Annotated in this window: 22 protein-coding genes and 1 other annotated feature; of the genes, 7 read left to right on the forward strand and 15 right to left on the reverse strand. The window is 47.2% G+C overall.

All coding sequences use genetic code 11. The features are described 5' to 3' along the window. The first annotated feature begins 109 nt into the window (after positions 1 to 109). Positions 110 to 373 (forward strand) — a binding site (T-box leader). A 54-nt stretch (positions 374 to 427) separates the two neighbouring features. Both NST47_RS22770 and trpS read left to right on the forward strand, forming a co-directional pair. After that, the gene (locus tag NST47_RS22770) at positions 428 to 601 is read left to right on the forward strand and encodes a hypothetical protein (RefSeq protein ID WP_341157180.1); all 174 of its coding nucleotides are present in this window, start codon (positions 428 to 430) and stop codon (positions 599 to 601) included. 11 nt (positions 602 to 612) lie between these two features. Beyond that, a complete protein-coding gene (gene trpS / locus NST47_RS22775) occupies positions 613 to 1620 on the forward strand; it encodes a tryptophan--tRNA ligase (protein ID WP_341157181.1) in 1008 nt (335 codons plus the stop codon). Positions 1621 to 1715: 95 nt separating this feature from the next. Here trpS and NST47_RS22780 read toward each other — a convergent pair whose 3' ends face one another. From NST47_RS22780 to NST47_RS22820, 9 genes are all read right to left on the reverse strand, one after another. Further along, on the reverse strand, positions 1716 to 2042 hold the full coding sequence (locus tag NST47_RS22780) for a hypothetical protein (protein ID WP_083689030.1): 327 nt from the start codon (positions 2040 to 2042) through the stop codon (positions 1716 to 1718). A gap of 140 nt (positions 2043 to 2182) precedes the next feature. Then, the gene (gene ssuE, locus NST47_RS22785; RefSeq protein WP_341157182.1) at positions 2183 to 2770 is read right to left on the reverse strand and encodes an NADPH-dependent FMN reductase; all 588 of its coding nucleotides are present in this window, start codon (positions 2768 to 2770) and stop codon (positions 2183 to 2185) included. Between the two features lie 42 nt (positions 2771 to 2812). Continuing rightward, on the reverse strand, positions 2813 to 3025 hold the full coding sequence (locus NST47_RS22790; RefSeq protein ID WP_341157183.1) for a YezD family protein: 213 nt from the start codon (positions 3023 to 3025) through the stop codon (positions 2813 to 2815). 57 nt (positions 3026 to 3082) lie between these two features. Beyond that, positions 3083 to 3892: an alpha/beta hydrolase family protein gene (locus NST47_RS22795; RefSeq protein WP_341157184.1), complete on the reverse strand. Its 810-nt coding sequence runs from the start codon at positions 3890 to 3892 to the stop codon at positions 3083 to 3085. A gap of 116 nt (positions 3893 to 4008) precedes the next feature. After that, on the reverse strand, positions 4009 to 5070 hold the full coding sequence (locus NST47_RS22800) for a sulfate/molybdate ABC transporter ATP-binding protein (protein ID WP_262688596.1): 1062 nt from the start codon (positions 5068 to 5070) through the stop codon (positions 4009 to 4011). 6 nt (positions 5071 to 5076) lie between these two features. Then, positions 5077 to 5961, reverse strand: coding sequence for a sulfate ABC transporter permease subunit CysW (cysW, locus tag NST47_RS22805; protein ID WP_341157185.1), 885 nt, complete (start codon positions 5959 to 5961; stop codon positions 5077 to 5079). Between the two features lie 17 nt (positions 5962 to 5978). Beyond that, positions 5979 to 6812, reverse strand: a complete 834-nt coding sequence (gene cysT / locus NST47_RS22810) for a sulfate ABC transporter permease subunit CysT (protein ID WP_341157186.1) — start codon at positions 6810 to 6812, stop codon at positions 5979 to 5981. 115 nt (positions 6813 to 6927) lie between these two features. Then, on the reverse strand, positions 6928 to 8022 hold the full coding sequence (locus tag NST47_RS22815; protein ID WP_341157187.1) for a sulfate ABC transporter substrate-binding protein: 1095 nt from the start codon (positions 8020 to 8022) through the stop codon (positions 6928 to 6930). 353 nt (positions 8023 to 8375) lie between these two features. Beyond that, positions 8376 to 9458 carry a CobW family GTP-binding protein gene (locus tag NST47_RS22820; protein WP_341157188.1) on the reverse strand — a complete coding sequence of 361 codons (1083 nt, stop codon included), beginning with the start codon at positions 9456 to 9458 and terminating at the stop codon, positions 8376 to 8378. A gap of 278 nt (positions 9459 to 9736) precedes the next feature. Here NST47_RS22820 and NST47_RS22825 point away from each other — a divergent pair, with 278 nt between their 5' ends. From NST47_RS22825 to NST47_RS22835, 3 genes are all read left to right on the forward strand, one after another. Further along, positions 9737 to 10018, forward strand: a complete 282-nt coding sequence (locus tag NST47_RS22825; RefSeq protein WP_341157189.1) for an ArsR/SmtB family transcription factor — start codon at positions 9737 to 9739, stop codon at positions 10016 to 10018. Positions 10019 to 10090: 72 nt separating this feature from the next. Then, positions 10091 to 11299 (forward strand): MFS transporter, encoded by a 1209-nt coding sequence (locus NST47_RS22830; RefSeq protein WP_341157190.1) that lies wholly within the window; start codon positions 10091 to 10093, stop codon positions 11297 to 11299. Between the two features lie 160 nt (positions 11300 to 11459). Then, positions 11460 to 12800 carry an N-acyl-D-glucosamine 2-epimerase gene (locus NST47_RS22835; protein WP_341157191.1) on the forward strand — a complete coding sequence of 447 codons (1341 nt, stop codon included), beginning with the start codon at positions 11460 to 11462 and terminating at the stop codon, positions 12798 to 12800. A gap of 89 nt (positions 12801 to 12889) precedes the next feature. Here NST47_RS22835 and NST47_RS22840 read toward each other — a convergent pair whose 3' ends face one another. Both NST47_RS22840 and NST47_RS22845 read right to left on the reverse strand, forming a co-directional pair. Further along, entirely contained in the window at positions 12890 to 13297 is a 408-nt protein-coding gene (locus NST47_RS22840) for a DUF4395 domain-containing protein (protein WP_240418631.1), read from the reverse strand. Positions 13298 to 13307: 10 nt separating this feature from the next. Beyond that, positions 13308 to 16097, reverse strand: a complete 2790-nt coding sequence (locus NST47_RS22845; RefSeq protein WP_341157192.1) for a type IA DNA topoisomerase — start codon at positions 16095 to 16097, stop codon at positions 13308 to 13310. Positions 16098 to 16402: 305 nt separating this feature from the next. Here NST47_RS22845 and NST47_RS22850 point away from each other — a divergent pair, with 305 nt between their 5' ends. Both NST47_RS22850 and NST47_RS22855 read left to right on the forward strand, forming a co-directional pair. Beyond that, entirely contained in the window at positions 16403 to 17212 is an 810-nt protein-coding gene (locus tag NST47_RS22850; RefSeq protein ID WP_341157193.1) for a methyltransferase domain-containing protein, read from the forward strand. Between the two features lie 56 nt (positions 17213 to 17268). Continuing rightward, positions 17269 to 17778: a TlpA family protein disulfide reductase gene (locus tag NST47_RS22855; RefSeq protein ID WP_341157194.1), complete on the forward strand. Its 510-nt coding sequence runs from the start codon at positions 17269 to 17271 to the stop codon at positions 17776 to 17778. Between the two features lie 39 nt (positions 17779 to 17817). Here NST47_RS22855 and NST47_RS22860 read toward each other — a convergent pair whose 3' ends face one another. The 4 genes from NST47_RS22860 to NST47_RS22875 are packed head-to-tail and all read right to left on the reverse strand — an operon-like array spanning position 17818 to position 22938. Then, positions 17818 to 19128 (reverse strand): ABC transporter permease, encoded by a 1311-nt coding sequence (locus NST47_RS22860; protein WP_341157195.1) that lies wholly within the window; start codon positions 19126 to 19128, stop codon positions 17818 to 17820. A 3-nt stretch (positions 19129 to 19131) separates the two neighbouring features. Beyond that, positions 19132 to 19818: an ABC transporter ATP-binding protein gene (locus NST47_RS22865; protein WP_341157196.1), complete on the reverse strand. Its 687-nt coding sequence runs from the start codon at positions 19816 to 19818 to the stop codon at positions 19132 to 19134. Continuing rightward, positions 19818 to 20846 (reverse strand): hypothetical protein, encoded by a 1029-nt coding sequence (locus tag NST47_RS22870; protein WP_341157197.1) that lies wholly within the window; start codon positions 20844 to 20846, stop codon positions 19818 to 19820. Before NST47_RS22870 ends, NST47_RS22865 begins: the two co-directional genes overlap by 1 nt. Before the next feature lie 37 nt (positions 20847 to 20883). Then, positions 20884 to 22938, reverse strand: coding sequence for an alkaline phosphatase (locus tag NST47_RS22875; RefSeq protein ID WP_341157198.1), 2055 nt, complete (start codon positions 22936 to 22938; stop codon positions 20884 to 20886). Positions 22939 to 23111: the final 173 nt, after the last annotated feature.

Below are 23111 nucleotides of genomic sequence, written 5' to 3' on the forward strand. Positions count from 1 at the left end.
TTGGAATTGTTGAACATACTCTCCGACCACGCAATTAAACAGGCCAAGCGCCAAGTTTCTGTTCATACTTGACGACTCCCTCACGCCGGCGTATACTTCCCTTCATAACGTATCGACGATGATGAAGGGTAAGTAGCCGTTGGAGGCGGGTTTCAGAGAGATGGTGTTTGGTGCGAACCATCCCCGGCCGACGTGTGAATGGACTTCGGAGTTGCTTGGCCGAACGTATTTGTTTGTAGGCAAAGCCGGGATTCCCTCTCCGTTACCATGAGGGCTGTATCGATAGTGTTCTTGATGAGCCTGTCCGTACTTGAGAGTGCATCTTCATACCGGAGATGAATAAAGGTGGTACCACGATAACTTCGTCCTTTGCGATGAGGTTTTTTTGCGTTTCATAAAAGGGGGTGATGGCCATGGAGGATGGCTGGTGTTGGCGTATCTCGGATTGGAAGGATGCATCTATAAGTTTGCTCGCAGCCCCATTCATGCTTGCGGAGCCAGCTTTGCTCCGCAAAGCTCAGTTGATGCTTACGAAGCTTGCTTTGCTCCGCAAAGCTCAGTTGATGCTTACGAAGTCAGCTTTGCTCCGCAAAGCTCTTAGGAGGAATTTCAATGCAAGAGAGAATTTTAACTGGAGATCGTATTATCGGCAAGCTGCACCTTGGTCATTACGTCGGGAGTTTGAAAAATCGAGTCGAATTGCAAAAAAACTATGAATGCTTTGTCCTGCTGGCCGATGTTCAGGCACTGACCACGCACTTCGATCATCCTGCTATTGTGCGCGATAATCTGCGTCATGTGGCCATGGACTATTTGGCAGCTGGCATAGATCCCAACCGTTCTACCTTATTTATTCAATCAATGATTCCAGAAATTGCTGAGCTGACTGTATATTTTTCGATGTTCGTCACGGTCAACTCTCTGCGTCATAATCCGACGATTAAGACAGAGGCTGCTGAGCGGGGCTATAAGCAGTTGAATTATGGCTTTCTCGGTTATCCTGTCAGCCAGGCTGCGGACATAGCCATCTGCCGCGCAACGCTCATCCCTGTTGGCGAGGATCAAGTTCCCCATATCGAACAAACAAGAAAAATCATACGCCGTTTCCATGACCTCTATCGACCGGTATTTCCCGAGCCTCAAGCCTTGATCGGCGAAATTCCACGCTTAACCGGCCTTGATGGAGGTCGTAAAATGGGTAAAAGCTCTGGCAATGCCATCTCCCTGGATTCGAGCCCACAGCAGGTCAAAGAGCTCATACAGAAAGCTGTTACCGATCCAGAGCGGATTCACAAGAATGACCCGGGCCATCCTGATAGATGCCCGATCTATAGCTACCATCAAGCCTTTAATGCTCCACAGGCAGATGATATCTACAAGAATTGCACCCAAGGGTCCATCGGCTGCTTCGAATGCAAGACAAAGCTTACAGCCAAGATTAATGAGCTGTTGGAACCGATGAACGAGCGACGCGAAGCCATTAGCAAATATCCTAAGCAAATCGATGAAATTTTGATCAGCGGTACCGAGCGTGCAAGAGCCTTGGCTCGTGAAACGATGCAGGAAGTACGCGAAGCTATGGGAATCGCCTATTTTTCGCACAGCCCCGCTGAAAACTAATCATGTAACATTAAAAAGCGGTCATCATTTGTGTAGATGGCCGCTTCCATTCTAATCATCCATAATGTGACGTCCACAATCCCGCATGAATGAAGTTAGCTGTACATAAAAATCGGCTTGGGCAGATGTATAAAATCATACAACTGCTTCGTTAAGCCTCCCTTGCCGAAGCGAAGGATACTGCTCTGGTCTTTCCCATGCTTTTGTTGAATATCCTTAAGGAAATTAATTGTTTGACTGCGTCTTGATGTAATCTCACGATAACCCGTGCTATAAAGCCATTGATCAATCGTGTTATAAATACCACGATTAAGCCCAAAGGTTTGAAAGCAATAATTGACAAACTGAATGTCTGGCAAATGAAGGGCGTCTGCCTCGCTTACTTCCAATTCCGAATGGTCTTGGACTATCACATCATTCATAGTCATTCACCTCCTAATCTAATAAATAGAGACTTCGCCCTGCAATAAATGCAGCTTGAAGCCTCCCGATGTCAGGTAGACAAGACTGGTAATTCGTTATAGGTTGTCGTTCCATAAATAGATCTGATAAGACCGTCTACTTAAGATACAGTTAGTTCATTAACCGATTCAATGGCATTCGCATCTGTTCTTTCTTTACGCCATACCGTTTCGGTAATGAACGATTGCACCACACCCTGTAATCTCTCTTCAATTTCCTGAACAAAAGTAAAGCTGTTGTCCTCGGCTCGAATAACCTGGGAATCTAATATAAATGCACCGTTCAAAATGTGATGCGCACCCAATGCAGATAACACGGGCTTGAACGCATGATCAATGGCAAGCAGATGCGCTATCGTACCGCCAATAGCTAACGGAAGTACCACTTTCCCATCCAAGCCTTTTTGCGGTATGAGGTCCAGAAAGCTTTTTAATACTCCTGTATAAGATGCTTTATATATCGGAGAAGCAACAACGACTGCATCGGCTTCGGCAACTATCCGATTGGCATTCGTGATCGCAGGACTGTCAAAGCGGGTATAAAATAAATCCTCAGGCGGCAGGTCCCGTACATTCACCCATTGAACCTCCAGCCCTTTCTCAAGAATTGCTTTGCTTACAAACTGAAGAACTCCATCTAAACGCGAAGTGGCAGAAGGACTACCGGAAATAATTGCAATACGTGCCATTGAGATCACTCCTTTTATATAAATCGTTATCCATAATTCCGATCAGCTATTTTTGCGAATCTGCTGTCTGTTCACTCCGCTATGCTCGCGATCACGAGTACCGGTTTCAGCTTCAAAGCGTTTGCGCTCGGTTCTTTCTATCTGTACTATTCTACCATCGTGAATCACGATTTGCACAGTCCCATATTCCAACCCATTCACCGAATTAAGTATCCTTTGTGTCCATATGTCATCAACTTCCAACGGTTTTGCCATATCATAACCTCCACTCATATTAATAACATGTGCATAGTCGGAATTGAAGCGCAACTATTAAATAGTCCAATCATGCCAATCACTTTTTTGTTTTTCTATTGAAGTTAACCAGTTTTGTGTTGTCGATAGAAGCTGAGTATAGGACTGGTGCGATGAATACGTATGATCTGCTTGAAAAATCACTTCTTTATCGCATTGTCCTTGAGATCTCATCCAGAACAGCTTTTGATACAGGAAGCAATAATCAACCGGTATGACCTCATCATTCGTACCATGAACCAGCAATACATCCCCATTAAATTTCCTGGATTGTTCAAACGGCTGATGTTTCGATAATGATTCAAAAAATTGCGGCTCAAACGAATAACCCAAATAATCCGCATTACCGAATTGCACCGCATCCTCATACACTTTTTTACCTGTAATTTTAATAATATCATTAAAAGGATAGGCTACTGCGGACCATAGTACAAGTGACTTGATTCTCTTGTCTCTCGCTGCGGTTAATACCGAAATTGCACCGCCCAAGCTATGTCCAAGCATAATGACACGTGTCGGATCAACACACCCGATTTGCATTACATAGTCTATGACATGTCGGGTTTGTGCAATCATAGCGTCGACATCACTTGAACCATAATTACCTGTGCTTTCACCGCATCCTGCATAATCGAAGCGAAGTACCATAAATCCTTGTTTGCTAAATTCTCTCGCGGCCTTTAGAAATAATCGATCCACACCAATTCGGTTGCCTACGAAACCGTGTGCGATAATGATAATCGGATTCTTATCTCCAGTAGATGGGGGATAGTGCAGCGTAGCCGCTAATTCCACCTGGTCACTGCTTATTGTAATATGATGCTCCATGGCTGCTCTTCCTTTCTGTGTTAAGCCCCCTGATGTTTGGTAAACGAAGCTTGTGCAAGCTTCCTACTAGTATTCCACGTACTGCTCATTTACCAAACGTCCAAGCCCGATTTATTTTAGATATGAACCGGCATCGGATCCGTTTTGAGTGCATTTTCTACTGTCAGATGCTCTTGCTCATGAAATAAATAAACACGATGTATCAACACAAGCACAGAATCGGATGGCTTTAGCGTTTCCAGCTCCAGGGAGCGATAAGCAAACAGGATTTGTCCGTTAACCTCTACTTCAACTTGCCAATTCGTTCCGCGGAAATAAATATTGTTGACGATTCCGGTTTCTGCTGCGGATGGAATTGAAATTTCACCTAAAAAGCCAATTTCCACAAATTCCGGCCGAATTGTAGCTTTTGTCTCGCTGACTGCCACGTTGTTGAAGCCTTTAAAGCGATGAATATCACTCACCTGATTCGATTCACCGATGAAGCCAGCGACAAATGGCGTTTGTGGATGCTGATAAATCTCTATCGGAGACCCCTTCTGCTCCAACCTGCCTTGGTTAATAATCATAATCTGATCGGCAACCTCAACAGCTTCTTCCTGGTCATGTGTGACAAAAATCGTCGTTATACCCAACCGATTAATCATACTTTTCAGCCATGTCCGCAATTCCTTACGAACCTTGGCATCAATGGCGGCAAACGGCTCATCCAGCAGCAGCAACTGCGGCTCTGGTGCAATCGCTCTGGCAAAAGCTACCCGTTGACGCTGACCTCCGGATAATTGATGAGGAAGGCGTTTTTCAAGACCCTTCAGGCCTGTAAGCTCTACCAGCTCCGTAACGCGCTCCTTGATCTGCTGCTTGCTGCGTTTTTGTACCGTTAAACCAAAAGCGATATTATCATATACACTCATATGCCGGAACAGTGCATAGTTTTGAAATACAAGACCGATTCCGCGCTGCTGCGGAGGAATATCGTTGACTTTTTTGCCATGAAAGAGGATTTCTCCCGAGTCCGGATCTTCGAGTCCAGCCAACATTCGAAGAACAGTAGTTTTGCCACCGCCACTGGGTCCCAGCAAACCAATCAGCTTGCCTTTTTCGATTTCAAAACTGACATCTTTGGTGGCCTGAAAGCTGCCAAAGCTTTTCATCAAGTGTTTGGCTACAATATGCATGCTCCCCTACTCCCCTTCTATCTGCTGTTTCCCATTAAATTTCCATTCGATGATGCTTTTAACCGCAAGGGTCACCACCGCCAATAACAGCAGCAAAGAGGCCATCGCAAAAGCTCCTGCGGAATTGTATTCGTTGTAGAGAATCTGGATATGCAGCGGCATCGTATTCGTAGATCCCCGGATATGACCGGACACGACCGAAACCGCACCAAATTCGCCCATCGCCCTCGCATTACACAAAATAATTCCGTACAGCAGTCCCCATTTAATGTTGGGCAGGGTTACCTTCCAAAAAATGCGCCAGCCCTTGGCTCCAAGTGTTACCGCCGCTTCTTCCTCTTGTACTCCCTGAGCCTGCATGATCGGAAGCAGCTCGCGGGCGATAAAAGGAAAAGTTACAAACACGGTAGCAAGAACTATACCCGGTAGAGCAAAAAGAATTTTAATGTCATGATCATCCAGCCACGGACCAAACCAGCCTTTCGCGCCAAATAATAATACAAAGATAAGTCCCGAAATAACTGGAGATACGGCAAAAGGCAGATCAATCAAAGTAATAAGCAGGTTTTTACCTTTAAAATTAAATTTGGTAATTGCCCATGCCGCGGACAAGCCAAACAGCAAATTTAAAGGCACTGCAACTGCTGCAGTCATTAAAGTCAAACGAATTGCTGAAGCCGCATCCGGGTCCGTAAGTGCCTTGAAATATACCTCAGCACCTTTACGAAACGCTTCAACGAATACTGAAATTAACGGCAGTACGAGTAAAAGTCCCAAAAACAGCAATGCGATACTAATTAAAACCCATTTTACGACCGCCGGTTCAGTAATATGTCTGGGTCTGTCCAGAGTAACCGAACCTGCTTTTGCGGTTGCCACATATCCGGCCATGGTGTTTCCTCCTGCTTCTAAGTTACATTAAAGCGGTTAGCCCGCCATTGGATGAAGTTAATGACCAGCAACAAAAAGAACGATATCACCAGCATAACGAGGGCAATGGCTGTAGCACCTGCATAATCATATTGCTCGAGCTTGGTCATGATCAGAAGTGGAGCAATCTCTGTCTTCATCGGCATGTTGCCCGAGATAAATACGACAGAGCCATATTCACCGACAGCACGCGCAAAGGCCAATGTAAATCCGGTAAGTGCGGCTGGCAGAAGCTCCGGAAAAATTACCTTGCTAAAAGTTTTCCAGCGATGGGCACCTAGACTGACCGCAGCTTCCTCGGTTTCCTTTTGTAATTCCTCAATTACTGGCTGCAGGGTTCGAACCACAAACGGGATACCGATAAATGTCAAAGCGATCATAATACCTATCGGTGTATAAGCCACCTTGAATCCGAGCGGTTCCAGAATACTGCCGATCCAGCCGTTTTTCGAATATATCGTCGTCAGGGCTATCCCCGCTACTGCTGTTGGCAGTGCAAACGGTAGGTCCACCAGTGCATCGACAAAGCGTTTACCAGGAAACGAGTATCTGACCAGCACCCAAGCAACGATAAATCCAAAAATCGTATTGATAACTGCAGCCCCGAATGCAGTCCCAAAGCTGATTTTGTAGGAAGCAACCACTCTGGCATCACTAATGGTTTGCCAAAACTGCATCCAGGACAGACCCGAGGTTTTGATGAAAATCGCTGACAAAGGGAATAAAACAATCAGACTTAAATAGAGCACGGTGAATCCCATTGATAACCCGAATCCGGGCAATACACTTCGTTCTTTCCATTTACTTGCCATGGATTCCTCTCCTCTGACTTAAGAGTTTCCCTTGGGAAACTCCACATCGTAAGCATCCCACATATACGGAACCTCTGCAGATTACCGCACATGTGGAATGAATCTCGTTTATGACTTATGGTTTGTAGATTTGGTCAAATGTACCTTTATCTGCGAAGTGTGTTGCCTGGGTCTTGGTCCAGCCGCCAAATGGCTCATCATCGATGGTGAACAGCTTTACCTTCGTAAACTGGTTTTCATATTTCTTCGCTACGGACTCCAAACGAGGACGGTAGTAGTTTTTAGCTGCAATATTTTGGCCTTCTTCAGTGTACAGGTATTCCAGATACGCTTGCGACACTTCACGAGTACCTCTTTTGTCGACAACTTTATCTACAACCGCTACGGGTGGCTCTGCCAATACACTAAGCGATGGTGTAATAATTTCGTATTTGTCTTTACCAAATTCATTGATGGAAAGGTACGCTTCATTCTCCCATGCCAGCAATACATCACCAATGCCGCGTTGTACAAATGTATTTGTGGCATCACGAGCACCTGAGTCCAAGACCGGCACATTTTTGAAAAGAGCTTGAACAAAGTCCTTCGTTTTGGCTTCATCTTTATTAAACTTTTGGTACGCATAGCCCCAGGCTGCTATATAGTTCCAGCGTGCGCCTCCGGACGTTTTGGGGTTAGGAGTAATGACTTCAACACCTGGCTTGATGAGATCATCCCAATCCTTGATCCCTTTCGGATTTCCCTTTTTCACGAGGAAAACAATGGTTGAGGTATAGGGTGTGCTGTTTTGCTGCAGCTTTTTTTGCCAATCCTTTTGAATCAAGCCCGCTCCTTGAATTTCATCAATATCATAAGCAAGCGCCAATGTGACAACATCGGCAGCCAAGCCATCGATAACGGAACGTCCTTGCTTGCCTGAGCCACCGTGTGAAGCTTTTACCGTTACTTTTTGGCCAGTTTTCTTTTCCCAGTAATCGGAAAATGCTTTATTATATTCTGCGTAAAGTTCACGAGTCGGATCATAGGAGACGTTTAAAATTTCAACGGGTGGTTTGGGTGTTGGCGCCGGTGTCACTGCAGCCGATTTGTTGTCACCTGCTGGTGCTGGAGCTGCCGGTGTGGTTGGAGCTGCTGCTCCGCATGCTGTCAATCCCAATAAAGATAGCGAAATGGCGCTAATTAACGTAAGCTTACCCCAATGTTTGTTCATAATTAATCTCTCCCCTGAGTATCAATATATCTTATAAATTAACTAGACAGGATAGTAAAACCAGCCGCTATGTAAAATGTCTATTATGATATGCGCCGGTTTGCTTCGAAATTATTACTATATAGCTCCGGTTGTCCGGTAGACGACATATAATTCCGATGTGTTTACTCTGTTTTATATTCAGTATATTAGCATCGTCAGAGATTGGTGTCAATGCGTTTTTGGAAATTTTTTTAAGATAGTAGCACCTCTTGTGCACAAATAAAAACCGCTTCTCTGCTATATATGCACGGCAAGAGAAACGGTTTCTTATGGATAATCGTTGTTTATTCAATATGATGGCTCAGGATGTCTCAACTCTCAGTAGTTGCTATATTTTCCAATGCAGCTAAATCAGCTGCCAGCTTTGTTTTGGAAAAATGCTCGCCAATGAATACAGCTACGCTTGGAACCTCTTCCTTCGGAGTAATTTTGACAAAATCCATCTCCCGATATGCATATTGAAACAAAAACAGGCTTGATGTATCGGAGAAGCGTAAAATGCCTTTGGCCCGATAAATCTCAGCCGGCAGCTTGCTTACCAGGCTTTCGAATTGTTCACTATCGATGGATTGTTGAAAATAATGCGTGTATACCATAACGTGATCGTGAGAATGATGATGCGCATGCTCCTCATGTTCATGAGCCTGCCCGTCGCTATGTGTATGTGCAGTATGACTGCAGCTCTCATCGTGATGATTGTGGTCATGGGAGGGATCACTGCACGAAGTATGATGGTCATGCTCGATAGATGCTGCTGAAGTCGCGGCTGCCATCTTCTCGTCAGTTCCATCCAAACGATCAAACATCCCCAAATCAACTTGACAGCGGATCGTTGCCGTCATGGGAGCTGTCGGATTCCATTCACGAATAGCCTGCTCCAGCGTGAGGAGATCGGCCGAGCTGATTAAATCCGTTTTATTCAAAATAAGCTCGGAAGCGCAGCGAATCTGATCCTGCATTAGCTTGTAGGTTTTGCCATGCCCTTTGCTGTGCCGCTCAAGAAGCTGCGCTGCGTCTACTATCGTAATGAGCGATTTCAGCTCCATCTCTGTCAATAGCGAGGCATCCGTAACTCCATCCAGGATTTCAATAGGATTAGCCGCGCCAGTACATTCAACGAAAATCACATCGGGGGTATGATCCCTGATCAACTCTCTCAGCTCCATACCGAGATCTCCACGTATCGTGCAGCAGATGCATCCGCTCAGCATTTCTGTCATGGGCACCTCGTCATCCACAAGCATACCGTCCAAATTCACATCCCCCAGCTCATTCATCAACACAGCCGGTTTCTTCCCGCTCAGCCTGTAGTAATCTAATGCTTGTGTTAATAAGGTTGTTTTCCCGCTACCCAAAAAACCGGATAGTATATGTACAGGTACTGTTTTTATCATGATCAGTCTCCTTAGAGTTTTCGTAGAAAACTTACTTCGTAAGCATCCGCTTTATTTTCGTAGAAAATTGGCTTCGTAAGCATTTGCAGCTGTTATCGCAGACAATATGATAGAATTGTAGCTTCATTTGTTGCAAAAGTCAATTATTTGTAATTATTACTATTATGTTTAGCTTAAATTTTATCTTCACTCTTTTTTCTATTTACATTCGAGTTAAGCTGTGATAATTTAATTTCTACGGATATAGAAATAACAATCAAAAAAAGGGTGCGATCATTATGATGGAAGAACATGCAGACCTACGGCAAGCAGTTAAAGTATACAAAGCGCTTGGAGAGCCAACCCGACTCAAAATCGCTATGATGCTTACTGATGAAAAGAATCTGTGCTGCTCTGATATTGGAAGCAAGCTGGAATCTGTCGCTGGCTCCACGCTGTCTCATCACCTGAAGCAATTAACGGAATGCGGCTTATTGGACCTTCGCAAGGATGGAACTTATATCTTCTATAGTGTGAATCGCGAAATGGCACACAAGTATGCCCCGTATTTGCTTAAGTAATTTTTTTGCTTGTTATTTCTATATATCTAGAAATATAAAAATATTAGAATCGTGAGAGGAGCCATTTGGGTCATGTCGAATACATGGAAAATTTACATGCTGGCTATTGTCAGCTTTTTGGTTGGAACGTCGGAGTTTATTATTGCAGGCATTCTCGATAAAGTGGCAGCAGACAGTGGAGTATCAGTAGCTGCTGCAGGCCAGCTTATCACCGTATTTTCTTTGGCGTATGCGTTTGGCACACCTTTTCTGATGGCCGTCACTGCCCGCGTCGAACGACGTAAGCTGCTGCTATATTCACTGGTGGTATTCGTTATTGGCAATGGAATCGCCGTCGCCATACCCGGATTTGATTTTCTGGTTGGATCACGTATTATTTTGGCGCTGAGTACAGGAGTGTTCGTCGTTACTGCATTGACTGTGGCAGCCAAATTGGCACCGCCTGAGAAGCAGGGCAGCGCAATAGCCACGCTCGTTATGGGTTTTAGCACCTCGCTGATCATTGGTGTTCCGTTAGGTAGAGTTGTCGCATCGGTCTATAATTGGAAAATGATCTTTGGGGGAATTGGTGTACTCGGTTTGTTAGCCATACTCATTATTGCTTATGTAATTCCACGAACTGATGGCGAGGCGCCGGTGCCTCTGCGTAAACAACTGGCACTGCTTAAAGAGCCACGAATTGCCGTCGCGTTGTCCATTACGTTCTTCTGGATTTCCGGCTACGCCATTGCCTATACGTATATTTCTCCATTTCTGCTTACCGTAACAGGAATGAGCGAGCAAGGTGTAAGCGCAGGATTGTTCGCATTTGGGATCGCAAGCCTGATCGGTTCCAAATTTGGAGGCTTCAGTACGGATAAATGGGGCGTTCCTCGTACCTTGATCAGTGGGATGACTCTTCATGCCGTGGCACTTATCCTATTGTCATTAGCCGCTCATTCCCCTGCTATTGTCTTCCCTCTACTTATGCTATGGTCGTTCGCAGCATGGTCCTCCGGTCCTACGCAGCAGTACCATTTGATCAGTCTTGCTCCGGAAGCATCAGGTATTATGCTAAGCTTGAACAGCTCGGTGCTGCAGCTCGCAATGGCAGCAGGTGCGGGAATTGGGGGCGTCATCGTGGAAAAAGCATCACTTTCGTCGATTAGCTGGATCGGAGCCGCGGGTGTTGCTGTAGCTGCCGGTACCGCTGTTGCCTCCCTTGGGCTTTCCCGTTCACACTCAAGACGAAAAGCTCTGCAGCAAAGTCTGCTTAAAGCAGAAGCTCAAAAGCTCGCTTAAACACTTTGCCCCTTACAACCAGTATGCGTTAGTATAGAAGCAGGCATATCCATTCAGCTTGTCGAATAAGCTTGGTACGAACATCACAACCCGGCACAGTCCAGGCAAGCAGAAGGAATGGAATAGCTTCTTAATATAGTCAACCAAAGGGGCAATTATGATGCACAAATGGGAAGGTCGCTCCATCCAAATTGATCCGGTTTTCCCTTACTATACAGGCCGTTCCGAACAAAGTATTGTTGATGAGCTGGAGTTGGCCGGATATCGCTCGGTCCATTATTTTGTAACGGATGAAAATAAGGTGAACGGCAGGCTGGTTGAGCTGCTTCGGTCACGAGGTATGATGGTTTGGGCTACGCTGCTTGGTAATGGAACCTATATTACGGATCATTTGCCGAAGGATTGGCCCGATTGGCAGATGACACTGCTGAAGCCGGTGAATGATGGTTATTTCCGCCTCTCTCCCCACAGCTACCGTTATGTGGAGTGGAAAAAGCAGACGATGGCTGCTTTGGTAAAAGCCCATGAGTTTGATGGATTGGAGATAGCGGAGCCTTATTTCCCAGAGTGGAACGGGATTGCGAGCGGGGTGTATGGCGATGTCGGACCTTATGCCAGAGCTGCGTTCAAGCAGCAGTATGGCAGTGAAATTCCCGATTTCAAACAAAAGAGCTCACCCTTGTATTACAAAAGAAACACCTCTAACTACAGAGACTGGATCGAATTTCGCGTAGCGACTGTCAATCGTTTTTTGCATGAATTAATTAACGGTCGAGGGGGCGTTCGCGAGGCTCGGCCCGATATTCAAATCGCGACCTGGTCGCTTGGTGTCAATGCCGGGGCTGACTCTGTGGATAAGGTCAGGGAATTTCATGGACTTGATGCTGCTTCGATGATCTCTTATGTCAAGCCTGATATCCACGTCATTCAAACCCATTGGCCCGATTGGATGCGCTGGCGGCTGCCTGCTGATTACATTAAGCATTATGAGCCATTTGCTGCACGGATTCGGGCGATCCATCCTGATTTGCCCCTCAGTGTGCAAACGGATATCGGTTCCCTTCGTCCTATGCGGCGCAGTCGAGCCTGGCTGGAGAGCTTCTCGACACACAGTCAGTCACTCGGCTACCGAACCTGGACTGCATACGAATATCATCTTGGAGCCTATATGTACGATGAAAAACCAAAACTAATGGCAATTAAGCGTCAAGGCCGGGATAAGCTGCTGCTGCAATTCCAAAAAAGAATTGATCCTGCTTCAGCTGCAATAAGCGATAACTATAAGATCATTCAGGACTCTAGCATAAGAGCGGATGTGCAAATCGGGGTTATGAAGGTTGATGGCTGCAACGTGCTGCTTCAGAGCGGGCAATTCCCCAACGAACCGTTCATACTTTCCGTAGCAAAGCTTAAGGATACACCGAAGCTGTGGTTATTTCCGAGTAATCGAGCTAATGAAATCGCTAGTCCTTGCCAAGTCGAGGTTGAATCTTATTCATAAAAAGACGCTTCGTTGCAGTTACTTAACTGCAAACGGAGCGTCTTTTCGGTTTTTTTTAAAATGTGAATGATACGGAATATGAACAGCCGTTATCGGGTTCTGCTTTTCCACTGATAATATAAAAAACAGCCGATACAAAAGCCGCAGATTGCAATGGAAGCCGCGATCCCAACCATTGCAGCAAATAAATAACCCGCGATAGAAGACCAACTGAAGCAAAAGCAAATGACAGCAATCGATAACAACACAACCGCAATCGAGTTATTAAAACGAAGCAGCTCTTGCGATTCAGTCTGTGCTCCCTGTATTTTGTTGGTCAAGAAGGGCTTGGCAATCTTAATAAAAAGGTTTGCACGCAGACCCAATACCATCGGTATCACTTGAAGGGCCCATAAAATAATAATCAAAATTGGCTGCTGCAGCAGGATCGCCAGCAGCACGAACAGTACTATACCCACCTGGTTGGAACGCACATATGGAATCGGTATTTCCTTCATAATTAACCGTTCACCTCCGATTTATCGTAATGGTTGGTTCTAATGCAAGCTGTCCTGTATTGGTGTCTGATAGATACAATCTGGCTTCCGTCTGATTGCCGTTCTCATCGATTCTGCGAATTGGAGCTGTATGCCCTCGCTCGATTAAAGAGCGGGCATCCGCTTCGGATAGCGAGGTGCCTAAGCTGTCCTTCCAGAGTACAAAGCCGCAGCCGGCTTTGTATGCCGTGCATCCATAGCCGCGCTTGCCGGCGATGATCCGCCCCGCGCAGCCGCTGCGCGGGCAGGCCGCTATGCTGCCGCGGGCCACGGCGGCCTGCGCAGCGCTTGGCAGAGCGGGCTCGCTTGCGGCTGTCCGCAGCGTCGCTGCGGACGGGCTGCGCTGCGTGCCCGTCGCTACGCTGCCGCTCGCCTCCGCACCGCCTTCGCTGCTGCGCGTGCGTGTCGTTCGCTTCGCACCTCCAGCCGCACCTGCGCTGCCGTTCGCCTCCGCACCGCCTTCGCTGCTGTGCGTGCGCGTCGTTCGCTTCGCACCTGCAGTCGCGCCTGCGCTTCCGCTCGCCTCCGCACCGCCATCGCCGCTGCGCGTGCGCGTCGTCCGCTTCGCGCCTGCAGCCGCTCCTGCGCCTCCACTCGCCTCCGCACCGCCATCGCCGCTGCGCGTGCGCGTCGTCCGCTTCGCGCCTGCAGCCGCTCCTGCGCCTCCACTCGCCTCCGCACCGCCTTCGCTGCTGCGCGTGCGCGTCGTCCGCTTCGCGCCTCCAGCCGCGCCTGCGCTGCCGTTCGCCTCCGCACCGCCTTCACTGCTGCGCGTGCGTGTCGTCCTCTTCGCGCTTCCAGCCGCACCTGCGCTGCCGCTCGCCTCCGCACCGCCGTCACTGCTGCGCGTGCGTGTCGTCCGCTTCGCGCCTCCAGCTGCACCTGCGCTCGCTGGACCAGCCGCGCTTTCGAAAGCTTGCTTGGCTGCTTTCGACTGCACCCGAACCTTCTCGATGATCAGGTTTGTGAACTTCTTCACGTTCGCCATAAAAGCTTCGTCAGACGCGACACCGCGGGCAATTTCGTTGAGCCTGCGTTCCCAATGACCCGTCATCTCCGGTGAAGTCAGCAGATCCACACCTGCGGAACGAATTAGCTCGACCGCTGTGCGTCCCTTTTGCGTGATAATGATCCGTTTGCCCTGCATCACGATGTAGTCCACCTGCTTCAACCGCTCAATAACGGAAGCACGCGTAGCAGGGGTTCCGAGACCTGAATCCTTCATCGCATCCCGAAGCTCCTCATCCTCGATCTGCTTCCCTGCGCCTTCCATTGCCTTCAGCAGTGTTCCTTCTGTATACGCCTTAGGGGGCTGGGTTTCTTTTTCCTTAGCTGCAATTTTTGCGCATTTTACAGCTTCAGCTGCCTGCAAGCTGAACGGGGTTGTGATCTCCTCCTCCGGGACCTCATCCTCGTCCGTCTTGTCTGCCTTGCCGCGAGACATCGGCTTGCCCTTCTTTTGATCCGCATAAATGACCTTCCAGCCCAAGGAAAGCAGCTGCTTGATCGTACTCTTAAACATTTCCCGCTCTACCTCGGTTAACACCGTGTGGATTTTGTACTCCGCGGGAGGATAAAACTGTGCCAAAAATCTCCGTACAATCAAATCATAAACCTGCTGTTCGTCATTCGATAACCCGCCAGCCTTTTTATGCGTTGGCAAAATCGCGTGGTGATCCTCCACCTTGGCCGGGTTGCAGATGCTTTTGTTGTTTTTATGCACGAGACGCTTGTCTGCCTGTTCGGCAAGCTCTCCATAAGAGGTCCCCTTCAGTTGGTCCAGCGCCTTGTACATCTCGGGAATGTTGGCCTCGGTCACATAGTTGGAGTTCGTCCGCGGATAGCTGATCACCTTATGCTTCTCATACAGCGCCTGCGCCGTATCCAGCGTCTTTTTGGCGGAAAAACCAAGCTTCGCATTCGCTTCCCGCTGCAAGAGCGTCAAATCATACAGCTTAAACGGATACTCCTTCGTATCCTTGACCTCATAGCTGGTGATCGTCCCCATTTTCCCTTTTACCTTTTCAACAATCGCATTGGCTTTAGCCGGATCGGTAATCCGTTCGCCCTGCCATAACGCCTTATACTCGGTTTCTTGTTGCTTGAACAGAGCCTCAACATCATAGAACTTGTTCGAGCTGAACGCTTCGATCTCCTTTTGACGGTCATACAGGATAGCCAAAACCGGGGTCTGTACCCGCCCGACGGACAACAGCACCTGATGCTTGGTTGTAAAAGCCCTTGAGCCGTTCATTCCGATCAGCCAATCCGCTTCACTGCGAACCCGCGCTGCTTTGGTCAAATTCTCGTATTCAACACCCTCACGCAATTCGGCAAACCCTTTACGAATCGTCTCTGGAGTCAGGTCGGATATCCACAGCCGCTTTACCGGCTGCTTTAGCTTCAAGTGCCGTTGAATCAGCGAAAAAATATGCTGGCCCTCACGCCCCGCGTCACATGCGTTAACAAGCTTTTCGCTTCGTTTGGCGAGTTCTCCGATCTGCTTTAATTGATCCTTCGTCCTCGCATTCGGAATCAGCTTGAAATGATCCGGAATAATCGGAAGATCATTAAAATTCCATTTTTTATACTTGTCATCATAAGCATCAGGTTCAGCAAGTCCTATCAAGTGCCCAATCGCCCATGTAATGATATACTGCTCACCTTCGATATAGGTCCTGAAGTTTTTGGCCTTCGGATCAATGGCTGCTGCAATATTGCGTCCCATATCGGGCTTTTCAGCTATAATTAACGTTTTCAAATCTTCCCTCACTCCCAACGAACACAAACCCATTCTCCGCCCATCGTACCCGAAAAACAAACCTGTTGTAAACCTTCAACCCACCTGGTTCGGTGTTTATCTAGCTTTATCTATGAGTTTACCATGCCTAATTCTCTCGTAGCAATGCTGCTTTATGCTCATGTGTCGTATTGCTGGCTGTTTACTTGTTCCAATTTGCAGCAGCATCTATATAGTTAATACCTATAAAATATATATTAATTATATATTTGAACAATAGACTTTTAAACGATAAGATCTTTACATCATTACTAGGAGGGATCATGTTGGACATCCATATGGCTCATAATCGCGCGGAATTATCAGGAAAGCTGACCAACGTTTTAGATGCCAGATCGTTAACAAACTCTCATAAAAGGCTTGCAGACATACTCACTACTGGCATGACAGTACTTGACGTTGGTTGTGGGACCGGAGCAATTACCCGCGGGATAGCAGAAGCAGTAGGACCAACCGGGCGTGTTGTAGGTATGGATAGCAATCCAAACCTGATCGATAAAGCCCGTCAAGCTCACGGGAATGCACCGGGGATAGCTTTTGAAACAGGGGACATTTATAATATACCTTATGAAGGAGTGTTTGACATCGTCACCTCCGCTCGTGTTCTCGTATGGTTATCTGAACCGTTACAAGCATTAAGCAGGATGAAATCGGCCGCAAAAATCGGTGGACGTGTTGTGATCGCAGATTATAATCATGAGAAAATATGCTGGGAACCACAGCCCCCCTCCAGTATGCTTTCTTTCTACTCTGCATATTTGAAATGGCGTTCCGATGCAGGTATGGATAATGCGATTGCCGATCAGCTTCCTCACCTATTTCATTCAGCTGGCCTTGACAACATCACGGTAACTCCCCATCACGAAGTCACGAATCGAACAAACCCGGATTTCCTCGCTAGAATCGGAATATGGGCGGATACCGCTTCAAGCAGAGGCGTGCAAATGGAAAAAGACGGTTACATCACTAAACATCAATATGTGACAACGGAAAATGAATATCGGGAATGGATGCTTCAAGACGCCAGGTCCTTATCGATGTATATGCTAGCCGTTGAGGGTGTAAGACTTTCGTAATGCCCTCTGCTCTATGATCACTCATCTTACATCTAGTGAAATTAGGTGCTTTATCCATGAAAAAACAATGGGTGCTTGCTGTTGTTCTGTGTCTCGCGCTGCTAACCGTTATTCAACAGCTGACAACCACAAATAAGCAGCTTCCCAAAAAAGGCTACACAGCCCCAGCCTTCACGCTCACAGCTTTAAACGGTCAAACCTATTCCTTGGATTCGCTGCATGGCAAGCCTGTGCTGATCAACTTTTGGGCCTCCTGGTGCGAGCCTTGTCAGGCGGAGGCGCCTGAGTTTTCCAGACTTTATGAGCTGTATAAGGATCAGATCGAGATTCTGGCTGTTAATGTCACATCCAAGGACCGTGTCGATGACGCACAAGCCTTTGTCAATAAATACCACATACCTTTCCCTGTTTTACTGGACGCCAAAGCAGCGGTTGCCGAAACCTACAACATTGCTGCAATCCCCACTACTTATTTTGTAGACAGGAACGGCATCATCGTTGACAGACTTGTCGGAACCACTGACCCTAAGCAGCTAGAGCTCAAATTCAAGCAATTGCTTCGTTAACCTTATGTTCCTATGATGCTGCACGCTGTAAAGCCATGATCATTGTGAATTTAGATACCGTGCAGCCTCCATACGATAGGCGCTCATAGCAGGCATAATCCCTGCGAGTATCCCTATACACCCAACGATTCCAACGATACTCAGCAGCTCCCAATTGTACATCGGTATAACGGTAATCGATATTTGCGAGCCTATATACCTGGACAAAGCCACCGTTAACAAATAACCACCAGCAATACCTCCGACGCACCCAAGCGCGACAATCAGCACGCATTCCAGCAAAACGATGGCCAGCACCGATCTCCGACTTGCGCCAATGGCCCTTAATATCGATACGGTGCGTCTTCTTTCTATGGTCGATCCATACAAAGCCAGTACAATCGTCAGACCTGACATCCCAAGTACGACATAGCTGATATATTTCAATACCTGTTCTCCGCTGCCCATCATATCGAAGATTTTGGCAATAATCTGCCCGGGAAAAACCGCCTGTGCTCTGGCTCCCTGATTGATTTCCTGATACATTTTCATCAAATCCATATAGCTTTTGGGTTTGATCAGTGCAGCCGTGACACCCTGAGGTGCTTCCAGCTGATTGGTGGTCCAGGATAGTGCCGCTTGTCCTTTGCCCGGTGCTGTTGTGAGGGCAGCAGCTTTGGCCGCCTCGCCCGGACCGTGACTTGCCTCTGTATCCTCATCATGGCCATGCTGTCCGTGACTGACCCAGTAGCTATCCATCGTTACATAGATGCCTTTGTCGGATGGAGCTGATACTCCGTTTAATATACCAACGACCTTATAAGGGTTTTCCTTGTGCTCATCCTGTTCATTGGACATCGCGACACCATGCCCGGAAACAAATGTATCGCCAATAGTCAGACCCGTTTCTGCGGCAACTTTGGAGCCAATTACAGCTTCAAAGGCTTTGTCGAAAATTCTGCCAGCTGCCAGATGAAAATAAGGCGGATCTGCCGGTTTGCCTCTTAAAGTGAAAAATTCAGCACTAGTACCCACGATTCGAAAGCCTTTATAATTATCCCCCAGCGCAAAAGGAACCGCCTGATTCACTCTTGGATCTGCTTCAAGCGAGCGATAATAATCCAGACTGATGTTGGCCAATGGATTATCCATCAGAAAAATCGTGTTGAATACAAGCTGATTGGCGCTGCCTTTGGAACCGACGATCATCCCGTATGGTTCACTGGCTTTGACAATTCCCTGCTTGATGCCGTCCGAGAGCATCATGATGCTTAAAGCCATCGATACGCCGATTATAATAACTATAGCTGTTATCAACGTCTGTACACGGCGGTTAATCAAATTACGCCAAGCCATTTGTAGTAAGGACATATCTTATCCAGCCCTCTCTGCAGCCGTTTGGGAAAGCTCGCGTATATTTATGATTCGATCCATGGTACCTGCTAGTTCAAGATCATGACTGCATAGCAGCAGCGCAGCACCATGACTTCGACAAGCGTCATTCAGCAGAGCTGCTACTTGTTCCGCATTCGCATAGTCAAGACTGGCCGTCGGCTCATCAGCCAGCACTAGCGCCGGATTATTAACCAATGCCCTGGCAATGGAAACACGCTGCTGCTCACCGTTGCTTAATTGTCCCGATTTATGATGAAGCCGATGAGACAATCCGACCTGAGCGAGCATATCGGCGGCACGTTCCTTATGCAGCTTAGGCGGGATGACTTGACCGAATCGCATTGCTGCCAGCACGTTCTCCATTGCTGTAAACCCGGGCAGCAGATTAAAGCTTTGAAAGACATAACCGATATGCTTGGCCCGAAATCGATCCAGCTCTGATTCGCTTAAGCTGTCCAGCTGCTTGTCAAGCAGACGAATGGTACCGCTAGTTGGACGCAGAATACCGGCTATCATATGGAGCAGCGTGCTTTTGCCAGAACCGCTTGGACCGACCAATGCGACTTTTTCCTGTGGCGACATCTGAAAGTACGGAATATGCAGGACAGGAACGTGCTGCCTACCCGGAATGATATAGCTTTTGTCCACATGTTCAAGCAGCAGCATTATTTGAGCACCTCTACCTTATCAGCAATAATTCGAATCAGACTTACAAAACCTGTCGCTTCATCCGTTTGAGAGCCAATACTCAAAGTCCCTGTTACCTTGACCTGATGCTCTGTTGGAATAACCTCTTTTCCCTTCGGCATGGACACGACGACGATATCAATCGGCCAATCAGCGTCCGTTGAGCAGAAAGGACAAATCGACATGGCCACACGCGTCAGCACAAAAAAATTGACCTTAGCGGTTAAAGGAGGAGCCATAAATCCCGTCATTTCCACTTTTTTATTGGCAAGCTGTGTAAGCTTATCTGAGAACTTTACACCCCGAACGGTCATATCTGAATATAAATCCTTGAAGGTTAGTGTGGCTGCTTTGGTTGCATCCTTTATGATATTGGCAGCGGTCTTTTCTGCTGCAGGAGTCTTCTCGGATGACATCGGCTGGGATGGAACTGAAGCAGGCTGAGTTGCAGGCTCTGAAGGAGCAGGTTGATTGACGGGTTCGGCTGCTGGCTCAACTGCTGCTGGCGTAGACACAGCCGCTGCTTGTGCCGTCCTTGGCACGTCCTTTCCCGACTCCCCAGATACAGCAGGCAGCTGCTCAGATGCCGTCTTGGGTTCAGGTGAAACTGACTTATTGACATCCGCCACTGATACAGCGGGCTTATTTTCCTGCTTGGTTGTGACCTCTGATGGCTTCAAATCCGGTTGATTGGATTCTGATTTATTTGTATCTAGTTTATTTGCTTCTTCTAAATGGTTCGTCTGTGTATCTGCTTTCGGTTGGTTCACTTCTGCTCTTGCTGCTTGCGCAGCATCGGTTTCCGCTGTATTCGAACTCTTATTCATATCGCCTTGGTTAGAACCCGTCTGATTGGTTTTCCCTGCTCCTACGGCTGTCTGCTGAAAAGACAAATCAACCGCCCCCCCATCACGTAGGGGAGCCGGTTGATTGCATCCGGAAATAAGTAGGGTCATACCCACTAGACAAGCACCCAAGGTGATCATGCATTTACTGTCCAGTAACATGCAAATCCCCTCCGGATCATGCTAAGTTTGTATTGAATTATTTGCTTGCAAGTACTTCCAGAATAGAACTGGTCGATACATAAGTCGTGCCATTATTAAATTTAAAGTCAACCGATACTTCTTTACCCGCCTTAGTCGCTTTACCGCTAGCCAGGTTAAGAATTACGCTGCTTCCATTGACCGTTACTGTAATTTCTCTGGTAGAGGCTTCGTATTTAACCGTACCGCCAATTACATTAACAAAAGTAGAAAGCTGAACCCAGTTCTTACCGTCGGATTTAGCGTCTGTCAGATTAACACCTAATGCATTAGCCAGTCCGAAGAAAACCTCGGTATTGTCCATGGTACCTTTGAAATAGCTGGAGCCCGGTCCATATGCCATTAAAGGAACATCGTCGGCGGAATGAACGCCTGTGCTTTCTATTGTCGGGTTAAGAGTCCCTTTACGCAAGAAGCGATCACGTTCCGGATCATCAGGGTTGGCTAATTTGGCAGGGTTGGCGACATAAAGACCTTCTTTATTTTTTACAGCCGGTGAGGTTGGAATAGGATCAAATTTATAATCCTCATAGTAGTCGGTACCTGCTCCGAATACGACTCCAAGCTTGCGTTCAACATCCGGGCTGTCCGGGAAGCCGTCACCGTTAGCATCTACATAGGTCGGGAATTTGGATTCTTCATACGTGCGGAAAGCTTCTCTGCCTGATTTGCCGTCACCTTCCCAGTACGTTCCAGATAAGCTGACGGAGTGTGCATGATCTGCTGTGATAACAATCATCGTATCACCGTTCTTTTCGGCAAAACGTTTGGCCACGCCGATAGCCTTATCCATCTCAATCGTATCATAGGCAGCACGTTCCCAATCCATCGGATGAAGCTGCTTATCGATGCTTGCACCTTCTACCATCAGGAAGAAGCCGTTCTCGTTTTTACTCAGTACATCAATCGCCTTTGATGTCATATCCCAAAGATTCGGTTGATCCGTAAAGTTTTTCAATTCTGCTGTATTGTTCGTCGAACGGTCGTAATACACACTCATATCTGAGGGATGGAACAAGCCGAGCAGCTTGTCTGGTGAATTAGCAGCTTTTAGCTGAGTTGCGTTCTCAGCGATGGTGTAGCCTTTTTTCTCAAACATATCGAATAAATCCTGATCATCCTTACGCTTGGAGCCCGGTGTTGATTTAGGCAAGAAGTAAGCAGAGCCTCCACCCAAAATAACTTCCGGCTGCAGCTTGTACAGCATTTCAGCGATTTCCGGCTTGTCGGCACGACGGCGTGTATGGGAAACAACCGCAGCAGGTGTTGCATCTTCTATTTCGGAGGTCGTTACCACGCCTACGGACATTTTTTTGCTGCGTTTCAGCATCTCAGCCAGCGTCTCTACCTTCGGATCATCCAGAGAGCTTTCTGTGTTATCCGGATAAATGCCAAGACCGTTTACAGCCGATTTATGGCCTGTATTATAAGCACTTGCGCTGTTCGCGGAATCTGTAACAATAGAATCCATCCCTGAGGTGGTAACTACGGCACGCTGTTCAAATTTATCCATTTCCAACAACCCGTTATATTTACCCTCGGTCATCCCTTTGGACATGACTCTCGATATGGTAATATCTGGAAATGCCATGCCGTCACCGATGAACAAAATCACATTCTTGGCCTTCTGTCCACCATTATCCGCCAATACAACCTCATATTTTACGGTTTTAGATAATCCATCTGCTTTTACTGCCACTTCATATGTGCCTGCTTCGCTAATCATCACATCACGAATGGTAAATTCCTGGCTGCTGCTTGTATTTGTTTTTACAAAAGGCTTACCAAAAAACTGCTCGGCATCCTTGCCGTTAACCGTGATGCTTACGGAACCCGGGATCGTCGTCAAATTGTTCAGCTCGACGCGGAAATCAAATTTGGCGCCTGCTATAAATTTCGCGCGATCAATTGGAGCGATGTACACGGATGGTGCCGCCGCTTGCTCTGCCGCCTGTACCGTTGAAACGCCAATCGGAAGCAGCTCGGGACTGTTAACCAATAATCCTCCCGTCAGTGCAATACTTGTAATGAGCTTTAAAGTCTTTGTTTTCATTCTGACTCAACACCTCCAACAGTTTTGGCCAAACATATGTATAAAGTGGACATATGTTCAATTGTAACTATCAAAGATTTAACAGAATGCCTGCTTACATTATCACTATGTAAAATTTGCTCGAGATCATCAACAGAATGTAAATTAGAGCTGTAAGCAGGTTAAAGAATCGG

Origin of the sequence: Paenibacillus sp. FSL H8-0034, assembly GCF_038000305.1 — a bacterium.
Classification (GTDB): domain Bacteria; phylum Bacillota; class Bacilli; order Paenibacillales; family NBRC-103111; genus Paenibacillus_S.